Source organism: Candidatus Megaera polyxenophila (assembly GCF_029982035.1).
In the GTDB taxonomy this organism is placed as follows: Bacteria; Pseudomonadota; Alphaproteobacteria; order Rickettsiales; family Rickettsiaceae; genus Megaera; species Megaera polyxenophila.
In genome coordinates this window covers 15363-32973 of the sequence record NZ_CP104167.1, presented here as the reverse complement: position 1 = coordinate 32973, position 17611 = coordinate 15363, and the positions used below count along the sequence as shown (strand labels likewise).

Below are 17611 nucleotides of genomic sequence, written 5' to 3'. Positions count from 1 at the left end.
CTTAAATATTTCTAGTTTAAATTTCTACTACCTTTGACTGGCTAATTAGGTCACGTATTTTAGCATTAGCTATAACAATAATTTTACGCATCAAGGCAGTTAACGCTACCATTTTTTTCTTACCACGACTAATCAGCTTCTCATAAAAAATCTTAAACTCAGATTTAGATCTTCTGGCAGCCATAGCAACCATAAATAATATAGGCTTTATATTATCTCTACCATTCATTATGCTACGATATCCTCTATATGTGCCGCTGTCATTATTCCTTGGCGCAAGACCTGTTAAAGAAGCTATCTGCTTTCTGTTTAGCGTTCCAAGTTCAGGCAGTAATATTAGTAACTGACCAGCACTATTATCTCCTACACCAGATATAGTCTTCAAAGTTTCTTTCTTGGAATTCAGATCCATATTGCCCTCTATTAAAGAACTAATTTGATTAGCAATTAACTTAATCTGATCAGATATAGCGTCAATCATAAATTGACAGCTTGCCTTAGTAAACTCAATGTTTGGGCCTTGTAATCTAGTTTTCTCGGCAATCAGCATTTTTATTAAATCCTGCTTACGCATTGCCAATTGATAAAGTTCTATAGGCCTATCGGCAACATAGCTGCTAAAAAGGCCTATAAGAAATTATGCGAACAATATTTTGTAGTGGTTGATTTATCTGGGGTTCAGGCTTTTGTGATTCCCATTTTTTAATATATTAACAACATTTAATGATAATTTGCCGCCGAAAAGTGGCGGGAATCGCTTTATTATTCGTATAATTAGTGCGTATAATGCATTTTATACGTACCTTAATAAAGAAACTATTTGTATTATACGAATCAAACATATACGCTAAGGCTATACCCTATTATTCGTATAATATAAACTAACCATGTTAGATAAATTATTAAATAATTTTAAAGATAAGATGATTGCTGAAGATATTAGCGATAACACCATAAAAAATTACCTTTCGGATATAAAAAATTTTTACAAGTGGTACCGAGAAATAGATTTTTCAGAAAATATCGAAAAAGTAACCCATTACCACTTAAATGCCTACAAAGATTATTTAATTCATAATCAACGAAAGAAAGCCTCCTCAATTAATAGAAATATTCAGAGTTTAAGAAATTTCTTTCAATTCATGACCGGTCAGAAACGCATCAAGAAGAATCCGTCCGAAAAAATAAAATTCCTGAGGCAGATTAAAAGAACGCAACCTAAAGCATTAACCAAGCATGAGATTCACAAACTGTTATCGGTAACTTCCCATTCGTCGCATGGGACAAAACAGCGCAATTATGCTCTTACACAACTTTTGCTACAGACAGGGATTAGAGTCGGCGAGATAGTTAACCTGGAAATGAGAGACCTAACACTATACGATAGATCAGGAGAAATAAGGATTGTTAACGCCAAGGGAGGTAAAGAAAGAACAATACCTTTAAATAGTTCAGCGAGAAAAGCTTTGCGGAATTATTTTGAAGGGAAAAAATTAGAGGAAAGAAAGGTAGTATTTTTAAGCAAACAAAATAAAAAAATGACTGTCAGAGCTGTGCAAAAGGTAATTAATAGCTTAGCAGGCAAAGCGGGCATAGAAAATATGAGCCCACACACTTTAAGACATACTTTTGCCATTAATTACTTAAGGTCAAACCCAGAGTGTTTAGTAGAGTTGAGCGCTCTGCTTGGACATGAGTCGCTTGATACTACTTCTATTTATACAGCGGCTTCAAAAGAAAGATTAGCCAAATACGGTAGAAAACGCGGGACAATATATCAATGAATGAAGAAAGATTATTGCTAGAATGGCTTTTATCCGGAGAAGATACAGGATTTGTTATTGAAAAATCAAGAGGCACCACAAATAGGCTTAAATATGCGGTACAAATTTGTCATTTAAGGAATAATGGTCGTTTCGTTGAAGATTGGTCGGAAATATCAATCATAGTTTTAAACCACCTGTCCAAACAACTTGAATTGGAGCTGGTGCATAATCAACTGGCATTCAATCATAAAAGTATTGAGGTTAGAATCAGAGGCGAAGTAAAACAGTATTTGGGTTTTAAAGAGTTTGATTTTAAGAATGATACCCTGATACTCAATTTTTTAGAACAGAACCCTTTGCTAATTAGTAACAAGAATGAAATAGCTAAAGAAGTTGAGAATTCTCTTATCAAAGCAAAAATACATTTACCGTGCAAAAACCAGTTAATGAGGCATGTATATAGTAAATACGACAAGACTCAGGTAAATATTTTAGAAACTTTCGCGACAAGCATTAATGCAGTACAGCACCTGTACTTAAAGAGAATATACGAGCGCAATATTCTTTTGCCTGGGATAAAGAAGCCTATTGGTGAGGTAAATATTAAAAACATTACTCTGAAAATTGAGGTAATAGAAGAATTGCTAAAATTGAATTTGGAATCTTTGCCCTGGAAATTAATCCATCCAAGCTATTCAGAGAAGCTGGCTCAAATAATTCACAAATATGATATCGCGGCGATAAGAAGGATTAAGCCAAGTACAAAACGGGATGTTATGATGGTTTGCTATTTACATGAAAGTACCAAATCCATTATAGATGCTATGGTAGGTAGCTATGACAAACTGATAGGAGAAATAGAAAGAAGAGTCAACCGAGATTACGAAATTGAGCTCAAACAACTTAGAAACAGGGCCAGAGATAGTAGTCAGAGGGCAATATCAACCCTGAAACTGTTAAGAGATCACAAGAACCGCTCGATTGTAACCTTAGAACAGTTTTGTGAGGAACTTACAGATACGAATAATAACCTCGATGATATTATTAGTGACTGTGAAAAGGTAGAGGACTTGAGGTTTATGGGAAATCAGAGTTAGCCCAAAGAAGATATGGCTATTTAACCAAGTTTTTACAAAGGTTCTTTGATTTAAAATTTAAATCAGCTACAGGAAGTGAAGATCTGATGACAGGCTTAAATGCCTATAGGCATTATCACAAGGAACAAAAATTTACAAAAGAAATGCCTACAGGCTTTATAGAAAACCCGTGGAAGAAAGGACTATATAAAAAATCAGGCGAACTGAACAGAAAAGCATGGGAGATAGGGTTATGCTTCGCGGTAAAAAAGGGATTAAGAACAGGGAATTTATATTTACCACAGAGCAAATATTACAGGGATTTTTGGGATCCTCTTTATAGTACACGGCAATGGAAACAGGAAAAAGCGATCCATTACAAGGAAATGAATGTACCCCAGCGGGGAAGCGATATCATAGCGAGACTAAAACAAGAGTTTTCGGAACAGCTTTACATGGCTACCAAATCATTTGGTCATGGCAATTTTGCTGAGATAAGAACCAATAGATTGGTGATACATAGAGATGATCCATTGCCGGAATCTGCTAAGGTTAAGGAGCTCAAAGGCATATTGGATTCTTATATCGAACCAATCAGAATAGAAGATTTACTCTTCCACGTTCAAAAACAGACGGGCTACGGTAGAGCTTTTAAACCAATAGAGGGGAACAAAACCAGAGATGTGATACTACCGAATATTTTAAACGCAGCAATAACGGGTCACGCGACAAATTTGGGGTTATATGGAATTAGCAGGAACTGCAGGGGTATTAGCGGTGATAAGCTGAGTTATGTCTCCAACTACTATATTAACTCGGCCAATCTTAAAAATGCCAGTGATATTCTGATCGCAGCACAACAAAATTACTGGTTAACTAAAATAATTGGGCTAGGAGAGCGTAGTTCATCAGACGGAATGAGATTCCGCACAAGTCATAAGGGCTTATACTCCTCCATGCATCCAAGATATTTTGGTGCTCTTGATAGGGGCATAACGATATAACTCATATGTCTGACCAATGCAGTGTTTTTAATACAGAAATTTTATCATGCGCGGTTAGGGAAGCGGTTTATGTATTAGACGGATTACTGGATAACCAGAATATATCTCGGCCATTTGAACATTCTACGGATACAGCCGGTTTTACGGAGGTATTATTCGCGTTATGCTATTTATTAGGTATATCTTTTCAACCCCATTTTAAGGATCTAAAAGATCAGCAGTTATATTGTTTTGATAGAAAGGCTACAAGCTATCCTGAATTATTTAGTAAAGAAAAAATAGATGAAGCTTTGATATGTGAACAATGGGATGACATAATCAGATTGGTATGTTCGCTGAAAATGGGATTAGTTAAACCTCATATAATTGTAAAAAAATTGCATGCACAGGAAACCTTTACAAAACTGGCAAAAGCATTGGTACATCTAGGCAGAATAGTTAAAAGTACATACATACTCAGGTACCTGCATGATGAAAAATTACGCTATGCGGTAAGACAAAATTAAATCGTGGGGAATCCAGGCATGCACTCGCAAGGTATGTATTTTTTGCGGATCAGGGATCATTTAAGACAAATGATTACGAAGAAATGATGAACAAAGCCAGTTGTCTTAGTTTTGTGTCAAATGCAATGGTACTATGGAATACGGAGCAAATGCAAAAGGTATATGAAATGTTAAATCAGAAAGGTTTTAAAGTAGATGAAGAAGATATGGCAAGGGTTTTACCCCTATCAACAAAAAATACATTGGTGCATGGCCAATATTCTTTTTAGGAAAGTAGAAGTTTTTAATCTCTTTTGGGTATATTCCCCGCCGCTTGCGGCGTAAGATGTGGGGATGAGCAAATATATACACAAGAGTCACAATGTTACTGTTTTACTGTATCACCTGGTATTTCCAGCAAAATATCGCCGAGCGGTGTTTGATGTATCGGTTGATCAAGTGCTAAGGGAAGTATGTTTAGGGATAGAAAAGAGATATCAAATAAAATTTTTAGAAATAGAACTGATGAAGACCATGTACATTTTTTAGTACAATCTGTACCGACTTATAGCGTAACAAAAATAGTAACGATAATTAAAAGTGTTACGGCTCGTCAAATATTCAGATTATGTCCACAGGTTAAGAAACAATTATGGGGCGGAGAATTTTGGACTGATGGATATTTCACAAGTACGGTAGGTAAGCATGGAAATGAGAATATGATAGGAAAATACGTAAAAAATCAAGGCAAGGAATATAAGAAACTGCATGACGACCATCAGTTAGCTTTTTCTAAAATTCTAAAATACCCCGCTGCTTGCGGCGGGGATTTCTTTTATTGAACTCCAACAGATAACCTGCTTTGCAGGTTACTTTAGAAAAAAGTAACTGTCAAGATAATATTAATGGGCTATTGTTCGTATAATACGCTATAGGTCTTTTTAGCAGCTATGTTGCCGATAGCCCTATAATTGCAATAAATGTATGAATCTGCGGCAAGTTTATTACGGTTTATCTCCGCCATGTTATTAATAAAAATCAATGAATTATTATCAACGCCTAGATAACATCATTATGGCGAACACTTCTTTCACGTCTTAGCCACATAATTTGTAAAACTGAACCTATTTTTAGATAGATTCTGGCAGAGATTTTTATAAAAGTGTTGATAATTTCTAATATTGTGGCTTGTAACTACATTTTATTAAACGAATTTTCAAAGTTTTGATTAACAATTTTTCTGGTTACAAATTTTGAAATTCCTATACTATAAAATATTTAAAGGTAACATATATGAAATGCAGATACACCAAATATTTATTGTGGTTCATGCTCGGTGCACTAATAAGTTTAGTTGAATATACAAGATTCTTTTCAGAAAATATCGCCGATAACTGTCAGCACTTACATCATCAAGCCCATATAGCTTTACATAATGAAAAATACGAACACGTTATAGAAATATGCGATCAAGCAATAAAGGTGATACCTCCCCTGATAATAGATACCTAATATACGTTAAGAAAGCGAAGCATTAAATAAATTGCATCGTTATGAAGAAGCACTTAAAAGTGCAGACTTAGCAGTTACCATTTATCCTAAAAAGGAAGAGGCATATTTAGTTAAGGTAGATGCTTTATTTACTTTAGCATTGCAGAAGAAGAACTTACCACTATTCTAGAAGAAATTGAATCAATAAACTCACATACACCTCTTAAGCCCTTATTAAATTCTTTAAGACTAGAGCGCGGTAAAGTACAATACCCATAATGGGTTTCAGCATATTATATTAAGGAGTATAATGTTGTATAGACCTTACTTTTTTTATCAAATATCGTTCTATTTTGAGTATATTCTTAAAAAAACCATTCCAAAACTGGTATCAATTGAAAAAGCAAAAGAATAGGTTTGGATTTTGGTTTTTGGAATAAGAAAATCTTTCATAATCATTAAGCTTTAATTTTAGATTCTAAGTTTTTAATTTCTTTTCTAGATAGACCCGTAAAATCCATGATTTCTTCAATATCCTTACCTTTACTTATTTAGCGGCCATTGCAATTTTTTCTTCAGCTTTACCTTCAGCTTTACCGATTTCTATACCTTTTTCTTCAGCTGAAACTATATAATCTCTTTCTTTTAGTGATTCATTACGGTAAGCGGTGTATTCTTTTCTTTCGGAAGGAGTCATTTTAAAGATGTTCAATCTATCTGCTACCTTTTTCATATAAGGAGATTTAAAATCTTCTTTTACTTCAGAATGTTTCATCATGTAGAGCTATTCGTCTAATTCATTTTTAATGACATCATTAAATAGCGGAACCAATATTACAAAATATTCGGGCAAGATATTATGAGCATCAAAAAACCTCATGCCAAGATCCGCAATATGTAGGTTTTGGGGATGAGATTTATCTATTTCATGGAAAACGGTTTTACCGTAATGTAGAGGAGCTTTTATATTACCGAACGGAAAATACAGTAGGTTAATATGTATTATCTTTTTAATTGTAGAATAATCATCGTTACTGGAGATAGTCTACTATTAATCTAGAACTGTTAAAACAAGCCTTATGTAGAAACAGGCTCGTGTAAGAACGATCTATTTCTACGATATATTTATTACCCGTATCGTCTTCTACTACAAGATCGGCTATACTTGACTTTAACTCTTTAAGATTCTTTGTTACTGGCAGATTCAAGTAATGCTTTAATCTTTATAGGCTTATAACCGCATGAACTTATTAATGCAGAGATAAAGGCCTCTACGATATCGTAATCTCCTTTGTCTTTGATGGCATAATCAAAGGAAACTAAATCGCTCATGGGTTTTAATTCGGTATATTGTTAATTATGAATTACTGAAGTCTATTATAGCATAAAATCTCTACAGCTACAAATCATAAGCAATATTTTAGTGTCTTAATAAACGTTGGTTTATTATAATAGCTTTCAATTATATTCATCGAAAATACACCGGCACCAATCCAAGTAGCTAGAAATGGCAAGTATAGCTAAAACATTTTTTATTACCGCCTCTACTTGGCACAATGAGCGCATATACGGTCATACTACCAGAAAGGATTTAAGCAGTTTGGCCTCATTTGCTTATATGGGATTGATAGGTCTGGTTATTGCTAGTCTGATTAATTTCTTTCTTCGCTCTGCTGCACTGGATTTTGCTATCTCTTTATTATACTGCTTCATTTCTTTGGGATCAGAAGAAGTAATGATTAAATCTGATTATGGCAACAGATTACATGATTGATGATTTTACTTAAATTTAAAGAGCTGAAACGATACTATCATCTTTACCAACAAAATAACATATTTGGTGTTATTACTCTTATCTGCGTGTGTGGTGCTTTTGATAGTAAAAGAGGAGGATACAAATTTATTGCTTGTAAAAATCAGTTAAAACTATACTATATTGACTCGGCAAAATAACAAAAATCAGACTAAGCAGAAAATATTGTCTGTATTAACTGTCAAAATATTTGTGAACATTCCAATAAATTAAATATGGAGAAAAAATTGTATAACCCAATAATGGAGTGGGCTTGGACAAATGAACTATGCGTTGCCGAATTAATAGGCTATGCTGCTGCATTTTGCGGCACTGTATCGCTTATTCCTCAAATAGTAAAATTATGGAAAGAACGCTCAGCAAAGGCTATATCTGCTACTATGTATTTAATTTATACCCTTGGAGTGGTGCTATGGTTAATTTACGGCATCATGATTAATTCAATTCCATTAATCATTGCAGAAATAATCACTCTTGTTTTATCTATTGCTATTCTGATAATGAAATATTTATGGAAATGATAATAAAAAATCTTTATTAATAACAAGACTTACTATCTAATCTTAAAGATTAGATTTAATAATAAATCTACCGTAAAATAATTAAAATCTATAAGTATGAACAAGGAAAGTTCGACATTACCTAAAAACATTATTTTAAACTGGTTGTATTCTACCGATATGCACGTATCATTGGATAAATTAGGAAAATGGCTTGAGCAGAATACAAACGGCAAATAAAGCTAGTTGATACAGATGCTCAGGATAAGGTAGTGCAAAACAGTAATAATCCACTCTATAAGGAGTGTACATAAGTGAAAGTAATGAAAGATACTGATTAAAATTCTAACTATTATAATTTTAACAAATAAAAACAATAACTTGGGGCTACTCTTATGAAAACGTTTATATTTATAGTCCCTTTGGTGGTGAAAACCTCCATCTTCCAGATGGAAAAGCTTTAGCTTGTCTAATGCGCCATGATGCGGTAGCATCATAAGTCTATGACTTACTATAACAAAAGATCACATTCAGTTTTTTATCATCGTTATCATATAGTATGGATAACGAAATATCGCTATAAGGTACTTACTTACGACATAAAAAAACGTGTTCGGGAACTAGTGTTACAGGTAGCTGAGGAAATGAGTATAAAGATAGAAAATGGCGTTGTATCAAGCGACCATGTCCATATATTTGCAAATATTCCTCCGCATATTAAAATTAGTGAATTTGTTCAGAAAGCTAAGGGAAGATCATCTAAAAGAATACAGGAAGAATTTCCGATACTAAAAAAGAAATACTGGGGTAGACATTTATGGGGCAGAGGATACTTCAGTTCAACTAGCGGTAATGTTACAGATGATATGATTAACGAATATATCAACAAACACACTGACGCTCATGAGACCGACTTTACTTCAAATATTAGGCTAGAATGAGCTTTAGCTTGATAAGCGACTTCTAGTCGCAAAGATCAAACTTTCATCTCTCAGATGAAAGTGGTTGATTTTATTTTGTACAATCTCTTCATCAGCTTTGGCTGCTAGGATTGCGGTTGTATATCATAGCGGTTATGGTCATACCGAAGTAATTGCTAAAGCTGTTTACAAAGGTACGCTTGAGATAAAAGGAACTGAATCAAAGTTAATTAAAGTTAACCCTGAGGGTAAGATACCAGAAGAAGCTTGGCATATTCTTGAAAAATCTGATGCTATTATTTTTGGGGCTCCAACTTATATGGGTTCTCTATCAGGACCATTTAAAATGTTTATTGATATACAACTTCAAAAATATTTTTTGAACAAAAATGGAAAAATAAGGTTGCTGGAGGTTTTACTAATAGTGGAGGCTTAAGCGGTGACAAACTATCATCAATACTGGAATTGGTAGTTTTAGCTGGTCAACATGGAATGATTTGGGTTAGTCCAGGTATATTACCGGAATCACCATATGCTCCTGAAAATATTAATCGTTTAGGTAGCTATCTTGGTGTTATGGCACAATCAAATCAAGGAGCCCCAGAAACAACAACAGCTTCGGGAGATATTAAAACCGCAGAGCTTTATGGGAGACATATTGCAGAAATCACAGAAAAATTGGTTAAGTGATTTAATGAATTTAATAATTAAAAAGATAAAAGTTAAAATTGTACAATGAAGTTATACATTTTTGGTTTAATGAATTAACGCCAAGCGATTGGTTTATAGTCCCTTTGGTGGTGAAAACCTCCATCTTCCAGATGGAAAAGCTTTAGCTTGTCTAATGCGCCATGATGCGGTAGCATCATAAGTCTATGACTTACTATAACAAAAGATCACATTCAGTTTTTTATCATCGTTATCATATAGTATGGATAACGAAATATCGCTATAAGGTACTTACTTACGACATAAAAAAACGTGTTCGGGAACTAGTGTTACAGGTAGCTGAGGAAATGAGTATAAAGATAGAAAATGGCGTTGTATCAAGCGACCATGTCCATATATTTGCAAATATTCCTCCGCATATTAAAATTAGTGAATTTGTTCAGAAAGCTAAGGGAAGATCATCTAAAAGAATACAGGAAGAATTTCCGATACTAAAAAAGAAATACTGGGGTAGACATTTATGGGGCAGAGGATACTTCAGTTCAACTAGCGGTAATGTTACAGATGATATGATTAACGAATATATCAACAAACACACTGACGCTCATGAGACCGACTTTACTTCAAATATTAGGCTAGAATGAGCTTTAGCTTGATAAGCGACTTCTAGTCGCAAAGATCAAACTTTCATCTCTCAGATGAAAGTGGTTGATTGATAGTATTCATATTGATCAAATTATTATTGAGCGTTTTGGTAGCTTACATAAGCAAGCTGTACAAGGAGAATTATATGACTGGAGATTTTCTCCCCAAGGGGGTTTAGCAGAAATTATAATTTTAGATCAATTTTCCAGAAACATACATAGAGGTCACGCAAAATCATTTGATAATGATGGTATGGCTTTGGTATTAGCCCAAAATATGATAGAAAAACAACAAGACAAACAATTAATTCCAAATATGAAAGCTTTTTGTTATTTACCGTTTATGCATAGTGAATCACAAATAATTCATAAAAATGCCTTAGAGTTATACAATCAAGTTGGTTTAGAGCAACACCTTAAATATGAATTAAAGCATAAAGTAATCATTGATAAATTTGGAAGATATCCACATCGTAATCCTATTTTAGGTCGTTTTTCCACACAAGAAGAATTAGATTTTTTAAAAACATCTTTTTAAAAATTTATAGATAAACTTAAAAATTTAAATTAATTAATTAAAGACTTATTATGAACAAAGCAGAATTTATAGACCATATCGCAAATCAACAGGGATGCACAAAAAGAGAAGCTGAAAAGGATATTGATATAAGTAAGATTTAATAAGTTATACTATTATGCAAATCGGTACTCTCAAATGGTTCAATTTTACTAAAGGGTATGGTTTTATAGAACCTAGCGACAGATCAAGAGGCATATTCCTCCATATCTCAGCTTTAGAACAAGCTGGTATCAAGAATATTGACTCAGGACAGAAACTCAGTTTTGAGACTGTAACACAAAAAGGCAAGTTATCGGCTACTAATATTAAGTTACTATAGTAGTGGAAGATTAAGTATTTAAGCTCTTATGGATAACATTAACTAAACAAGAATTGATGATTTTAAATAAAGCTGTAGTTTCCTTGATCAAAAGTCATCAAAATGTGGATTTTAAAAAAGCAGCTACTGGAACAGCTGATTATAGATAATTTACCAAAGGAAGAGGCAAGTAATATCATGAGAACCATTGCAGATTCATATATCGAAGAAGGGTTTAACAAGGGTATCTTACAGGGTATTGAGAAAGAAGAAAACAAAAAAGCCATAGAAATCGCCAAAGCTATGCTACTAGACGGATATGCCATTGAAAAAATATCTAAAATTACAACAGGTTTAACTGTTGAAGGAATAGAAAAGTTAAAATGATCATGAGTAATAATATTAAAACAAATACAGATTTTATTTTGGAAAAAACAGCTCTTAACATGTTAAAACAACAGCTGGGCGATAAGTTAATTTCTTCCGTAACAGGACTTAGTTTAGAGGAAATAGCAAAGCTAAAAAGTAAGGCTTAAAAGATATGAATAGAACAATCTTACGTAATCTTGAATACCTTAAGCAAAACTATAAACCCAGTGAAATACAGAAGCTTTTAAATAGCAGAAAAATTAAAAGAGAAGTGTACCAAGAATTGAAAGTATCTGAGTATGTTTTAAATAATTATATAAAGCATTATAAACTTTCTGGTATAAACAAAAAGGGACAAAGACCATTAGATAAAAACAGTATAGAAAACAAGAAACCACGAAAGGTATCGGTTGATAATTCTGTCTTTCGAGAAATGGAAGATCCTGTAGAGAGTTTTCAAGAAAAACTGGCTAGAAAGAAAGAGGCAAGGACATTAAAGGAGTTAAGAGATCCCTATTATTGACCACAGAAATATATTGTAAGAAAGTATACAATTGTCGCTAACCGTACCCAAAATACTATATGCCATAATCACTAATTAATTAAGGGCTTAAAATCCATAAACAAAAAAGAAATTATCGCCTGTATTAAACAATACAAATTAAAATAACAGGTAATCTCAACAATTATTTAATAAACAGTTGAAAAGTATCCTAAATAGCTGTTTTAATTGGAGAATGTTTATAAAATAACCATTACTCTTAATGAAAGTATCAGAACAGAAAAGCCTTACAAGAGAACAGAAAGAAGCTGTAGGATTATTATCTATAGGGACTTTTCTTGAATATTTGTGCGTCCAGTTAAGGCGCTTATGTTGAGTGAGAGATAAACTCACCACGGTAAAAGTTAGAGCCGTGTAACTAGGATAGCAATATAATGCGAAATCATTATATTGAAGCCTATCGACAAACCAATTTAAAGAATTGGTGTGACTGTTCAGGTCGTAATGCAAATGAACACATTGGTAGCCTCGTAAAAGAATTAAGTCTGAAGGTTGAGCCTCTAAGTATTAGGTGAAAACAGTAAAACAAAATGAAATCTAACTGACACGTTTTGTTTCTTCAGCGGGGTAATAGTGACGACATGAACAGATATTAACCCACCAACTAAATACCCGACTTAGGCGGCATATTTTACTTCTTTCGCCTGAAATAATCTTTTGATATGTTCTGGGTTATTTTGCAGAGTCCTTAGGTAAGATTTTAAATTCCCTTGGAGTTCAGATTTTGTAAGAGGTATATGTTTCCTATCACATTTCTTTTTAAATCGTTGTTTAAATATTCATCCGGATTATGTTGCGGAGTATACGGAGGCAGAAAAAATAAAGAAATTTTCTTTTTATGTTTCCGAGTCCATATTTGTACTTTTTTGCTATGATGAACCTTGAGATTATCTAGGATTAAGAAGATTTTTTTCTTGGAGTATTTTACCAACCTCCGTAAAAATTCTATAAATACATTTGTTTTTAGTGTCTCTTCGTACAGCATAAACCTTAGCTTACCGTTATTTGTAACAGTGGATATCATGTTTATACTAAATCTCTTCGATTTATGAATCACAACAGGGTTTTTCCTTTTAAAGAATAGCTTTGTAATACCTGACACTCTTGTTTTATCCCTACTTCGTCGCACCAATGTATTTCTGCCTTTTCATATTCTGCTTGCTTGGCTATTGACGGATATTCTTCATCTAACCAAAATTGAACCCTTTTGGGTTGCTGCTCATATGCTAACTTCTTTGGCTTTTGTGCAGTATACCCCCATCTTCTTAAATATTCGCCTATTGTACTTAGGGGAAGAAAAAATCCACAATGTTTTTTGATGAGTGCATTAACTGATTTTCTTGACCATAATGCTGATTTGATATTGTGATCTTCTGGTCTAGAGATATTTACGTACCCTTGTATTATTTTACTTTGATCTTCGGTTATAAGCCTTTTCTCTCCTATCTTTCTACCTCTTAACTTCCCACTAATTGCGTACTTGTCGCCTCTCTTTTCCCTCCTTACCCATTCATTTACTGTCTGGCGACTCACTCCTATTAATTCACCTACCGACGATTGACTCTCTCCTCTTTTTACTAGTTTTAGAGCAATCTTTCTCATCGACGCTTGTGCGCTTATTGATAATTTCCTAAAATCTTCACTTTTTGACATTATTGCATTATACAAATTCCTTCCTTCTTGGCAATAGTTATGTCGGGTATTTAATTGGTGGGTTAATAGGACATAGGTAGCAACTGGAGAGGCCCTCCTCATCCCTAGAGAAATACTAGGAGCAAGATCTTTTCTATAACGAGATATATCTCGGAAAAGAAGAGAAGATGAGAGGGAGTCGGATAGGGGCATAGTAGTGATGAAGCAAGGTAATGCTTGTGGAGCGAAGGCCTCTTACTTAGAAAACATCTTCTAACAAAACGAGAGGTAAAGGAGAATGATAAAAACTCCAATTTTATTACAAGATCTGAGGAAGAAGATATACATTCAAGCGAAGTCTGAAAAGACTTGGCGATTCTGGGGCATTTATGTACATATGTGTAAAATTGAAACCTTAAGAGAATCGTATCGTCTGGCACGAAAGAACAATGGAGCACCAGGCATTGACAAGATGACCTTTGAGGATATAGAAAGAAACGGTGTTGAATCGTTTCTTCACCAGATACACAATGAACTTAAATCAGAGACTTACTACCCTTTACGAAACCGTCTAAAAGAAATACCAAAAGCAAGCGGAAAAGGTATGCGCAAGCTTTTAATTCCTTCCATACGGGATCGTGTGGTTCAGGGTGCTTTAAAACTCATTCTTGAACCTATTTTTGAAGCAGACTTTCAACAAGGATCTTATGGATACCGACCTAGTAAAAATGCACAAGAAGCAGTGCAAAGAATAGCAGATGATCTCGTTAAGAAGAAAGGAAACGTCATTGATGCCGATCTTAAGGATTATTATGGCAGCATCAGACATGATATTCTTCTTACCAAATTAGCTAAAAGAGTTAAAGATTCATCTGTTATGAGGCTTCTGAAGCTAATAATTAAGGCGGGAGGTAAAAGTGGAATTTGTCAAGGAGGCCCTTTATCACCTCTGTTAAGCAACATCTATCTGACTTCAGTGGATGAGATGCTTGAAAGAGCAAAAGAGGCTACAAAGATTGTAATTCAAGGCAAAAGCTACACTAACCTAGAATATTATAGATGGGCCGATGACATTGTGATTTTAGTTGATAGTTATCAAAAATGGGAATGGCTCTTTAAAGCTGCTTATAAAAGGCTTCGAGAAGAACTTAGTAAGATTGGAGTTACGCTGAACACTGATAAAACTAGACTTGTATATGCAGAAAAAGGTAACACTTTCTCTTTCCTTGGTTTCCGCTTCAAACGAATACGGACAAGGCAAGGAAAAGAAGGAGTACTGCGCCTCCCTAAAATAGAAAGTCGTACAAAACTGTTGAGAAAGCTCAAAGAAGTATTCCGACAACATCGATCACATCATGTAAGACAAGTTATCGATGAGATCAACCCAATTCTAAGAGGTTGGGTATCCTATTTTAGGATCGGGAACTCAAGTGAATGCTTTGCATTTATCAAAGACTGGGTAGAAAAGAAGCTGAGAAGACATCTTATGTATGCCCAAAAGCGTCAAGGATTTGGATGGAAGAGATGGAGTAAAGAGACACTTTATAAAACCTTAGGGTTATATAATGGATACCACCTCTTGAAAGTAACTCCTGTTCAATTAGGTCTCATAAACTTGGATACGAAATTCTAAGGGAAAGCCCGTTGCGGGAAAACCGCACGGCGGGTTTGACGTGGCGGGGGCAGGAAACGTGGCTCTTGAGTTTGGAGTATGCGCGCCTGACCTCGACCCTACTGATTTGATGCTCTACGTTCATATGGCAGTACTGCTTAATGAATTATTTTTTCCAAAAACTGATCCTTTTACTGCTTCTTTATTATCGGCTTTTTCTTTTTGTTCCATCTTTGTTTTTAGACCGTTTGGGGCTTTGATATTTGGCTATATTGGTGATAATGTAGGTCGCAAGGCCACAGTTATAATAACCACTTTTTTGATGTCTATATCATACGTAGTAATGGCTACTTTGCCTACTTATGCACAAGTAGGCATAACAGCATCTTGGGTTGTTACTATTTGTCGGATGATTCAAGGCATGTCTTCTATGGGAGAGATAGTAGGGGCAGAAATATATCTAACCGAGGTTGTAAAACCGCCACTGCAATATCCAGTTGTAATGATGATCGCTGTTGCTTCTATTCTAGGAGGCGTATTTGCTTTAGCACTGGCTTCTCTTTTTACGAGTTACGGATTCAATTGGCGATATGCTTTTTGGGTAGGTACTGTAATAGCTTTAGTGGGCGCATTAGCAAGAACTATTAACCCACCAATTAAATACCCGACATAACTATTGCCAAGAAGGAAGGAATTTGTATAATGCAATAATGTCAAAAAGTGAAGATTTTAGGAAATTATCAATAAGCGCACAAGCGTCGATGAGAAAGATTGCTCTAAAACTAGTAAAAAGAGGAGAGAGTCAATCGTCGGTAGGTGAATTAATAGGAGTGAGTCGCCAGACAGTAAATGAATGGGTAAGGAGGGAAAAGAGAGGCGACAAGTACGCAATTAGTGGGAAGTTAAGAGGTAGAAAGATAGGAGAGAATATAATGGTACCCAAAAACTGGACTGCTAAAAATGAAGAATGAGATATAATTTCACAACAAGGAAATGGAAATTATATGTCTAAAAAAGCGAAGCAATATAGTGCGACGGAAAAAACAAAAATTGTTATAGAAGCAATAAAAGCTGAAATGACAATAGCACAAATAAGCAGTAAGTACGGGGTTCATGCAACTCAAATACAAGCATGGAAAAAAAGAGGTATAGAAAATTTAGTTAGTGGTTTTCAAGTTAAGCCGGCAACAAAAGATCCAGACAATCAAGATTTGATAAAACAATTATATGAACAAATAGGACAGTTAAGCGTTGAGCGTGACTGGCTGAAAAAAAAATCTACATTGTTTGGACTTGGAAACTAGGAAAAGTATGATTGATAATAATTGTATAAATCTAAGCATTGTTAGGCAATGCGATCTACTTTTAATTAATAAATCTACTTATTATTACAAGGCAAAAGGAATAACTACAAGAGACTTAGAAATAATGAAAGTAATTGATGAAATCTATACAGAGCATCCGTATTTCGGGGCCAGAAGAATGTCCAAGCATCTTGTACCGTTTGGAATTGTTATTGGTCGCAAAGCGGTAAGTCGTTATTACGGAATAATGTCAATAGAAGCCATTTATCCTAAAATGAATTTAAGCAAGCGCAACCAAGCTCATAAGGTATATCCTTATCTTTTAAAAGGCGTTGAAATTACTAAGACAAATCAGGTATGGAGCACCGATATAACTTATATTAGAATGGCACAAGGATTTGTATATCTAGTAGCCATTATTGATTGGTTTAGCCGTTATATTCTGAGCTGGAAGGTTTCTATTAGCTTAGAAAGTGATTTTTGCATCGACGCACTAGAAGAAGCCCTAGAAAAGCACGGTCAACCTGAGGTTTTTAATACCGATCAAGGTTCTCAATTTACGTCAAAAAATTTCATCTACGAACTTGTTAAACGTGAAATCAAGATTAGCATGGACGGTAAAGGTAGGGCTTTAGATAATGTATTTATTGAAAGATTTTGGCGTTCATTAAAACAAGAAAAAATATATTTGATAATTTTAAATACTGTCAAGGAGGTAAAAAATGCTATAACAGATTACATAACTTTTTATAATAGTAAAAGGATGCACCAATCCTTGGAATATTTAACTCCAGAACAGGTGTATTTAACAAAAATTATTGGCTAATATTATAACGCAAATTATATCTCATAATTTCTGATTTTTAGTCTAGACAAATTGGGCCAC

General features: G+C 34.3%; 8 protein-coding genes and 1 pseudogene. 7 read left to right on the top strand and 2 right to left on the bottom strand.

The features are described 5' to 3' along the window. Positions 1 to 11635: 11635 nt before the first annotated feature. Entirely contained in the window at positions 11636 to 11782 is a 147-nt protein-coding gene (locus N3Z16_RS09220) for a hypothetical protein (RefSeq protein WP_282486201.1), read from the top strand. Positions 11783 to 11787: 5 nt separating this feature from the next. Then, positions 11788 to 12138, top strand: a complete 351-nt coding sequence (locus N3Z16_RS09215) for a hypothetical protein (RefSeq protein WP_282486200.1) — start codon at positions 11788 to 11790, stop codon at positions 12136 to 12138. A gap of 739 nt (positions 12139 to 12877) precedes the next feature. Here N3Z16_RS09215 and N3Z16_RS09210 read toward each other — a convergent pair. Both N3Z16_RS09210 and N3Z16_RS09205 read right to left on the bottom strand, forming a co-directional pair. Next, positions 12878 to 13279 carry a transposase gene (locus N3Z16_RS09210; RefSeq protein WP_282487130.1) on the bottom strand — a complete coding sequence of 134 codons (402 nt, stop codon included), beginning with the start codon at positions 13277 to 13279 and terminating at the stop codon, positions 12878 to 12880. Further along, positions 13231 to 14022 (bottom strand): winged helix-turn-helix domain-containing protein, encoded by a 792-nt coding sequence (locus N3Z16_RS09205; RefSeq protein ID WP_282487128.1) that lies wholly within the window; start codon positions 14020 to 14022, stop codon positions 13231 to 13233. Before N3Z16_RS09205 ends, N3Z16_RS09210 begins: the two co-directional genes overlap by 49 nt. An 85-nt stretch (positions 14023 to 14107) precedes the next feature. Here N3Z16_RS09205 and ltrA point away from each other — a divergent pair, with 85 nt between their 5' ends. From ltrA to N3Z16_RS09180, 5 genes and pseudogenes are all read left to right on the top strand, one after another. Then, positions 14108 to 15442: a group II intron reverse transcriptase/maturase gene (gene ltrA / locus N3Z16_RS09200; protein ID WP_282487127.1), complete on the top strand. Its 1335-nt coding sequence runs from the start codon at positions 14108 to 14110 to the stop codon at positions 15440 to 15442. Between the two features lie 91 nt (positions 15443 to 15533). Further along, positions 15534 to 16064: pseudogene (locus tag N3Z16_RS09195) on the top strand (MFS transporter); the annotation flags it as partial. A gap of 67 nt (positions 16065 to 16131) precedes the next feature. Beyond that, positions 16132 to 16392: a helix-turn-helix domain-containing protein gene (locus N3Z16_RS09190; RefSeq protein ID WP_282487125.1), complete on the top strand. Its 261-nt coding sequence runs from the start codon at positions 16132 to 16134 to the stop codon at positions 16390 to 16392. A gap of 33 nt (positions 16393 to 16425) precedes the next feature. Next, a complete protein-coding gene (locus N3Z16_RS09185; protein WP_282485684.1) occupies positions 16426 to 16725 on the top strand; it encodes a transposase in 300 nt (99 codons plus the stop codon). A gap of 7 nt (positions 16726 to 16732) precedes the next feature. Beyond that, a complete protein-coding gene (locus N3Z16_RS09180) occupies positions 16733 to 17551 on the top strand; it encodes an IS3 family transposase (RefSeq protein ID WP_282485683.1) in 819 nt (272 codons plus the stop codon). Positions 17552 to 17611: the final 60 nt, after the last annotated feature.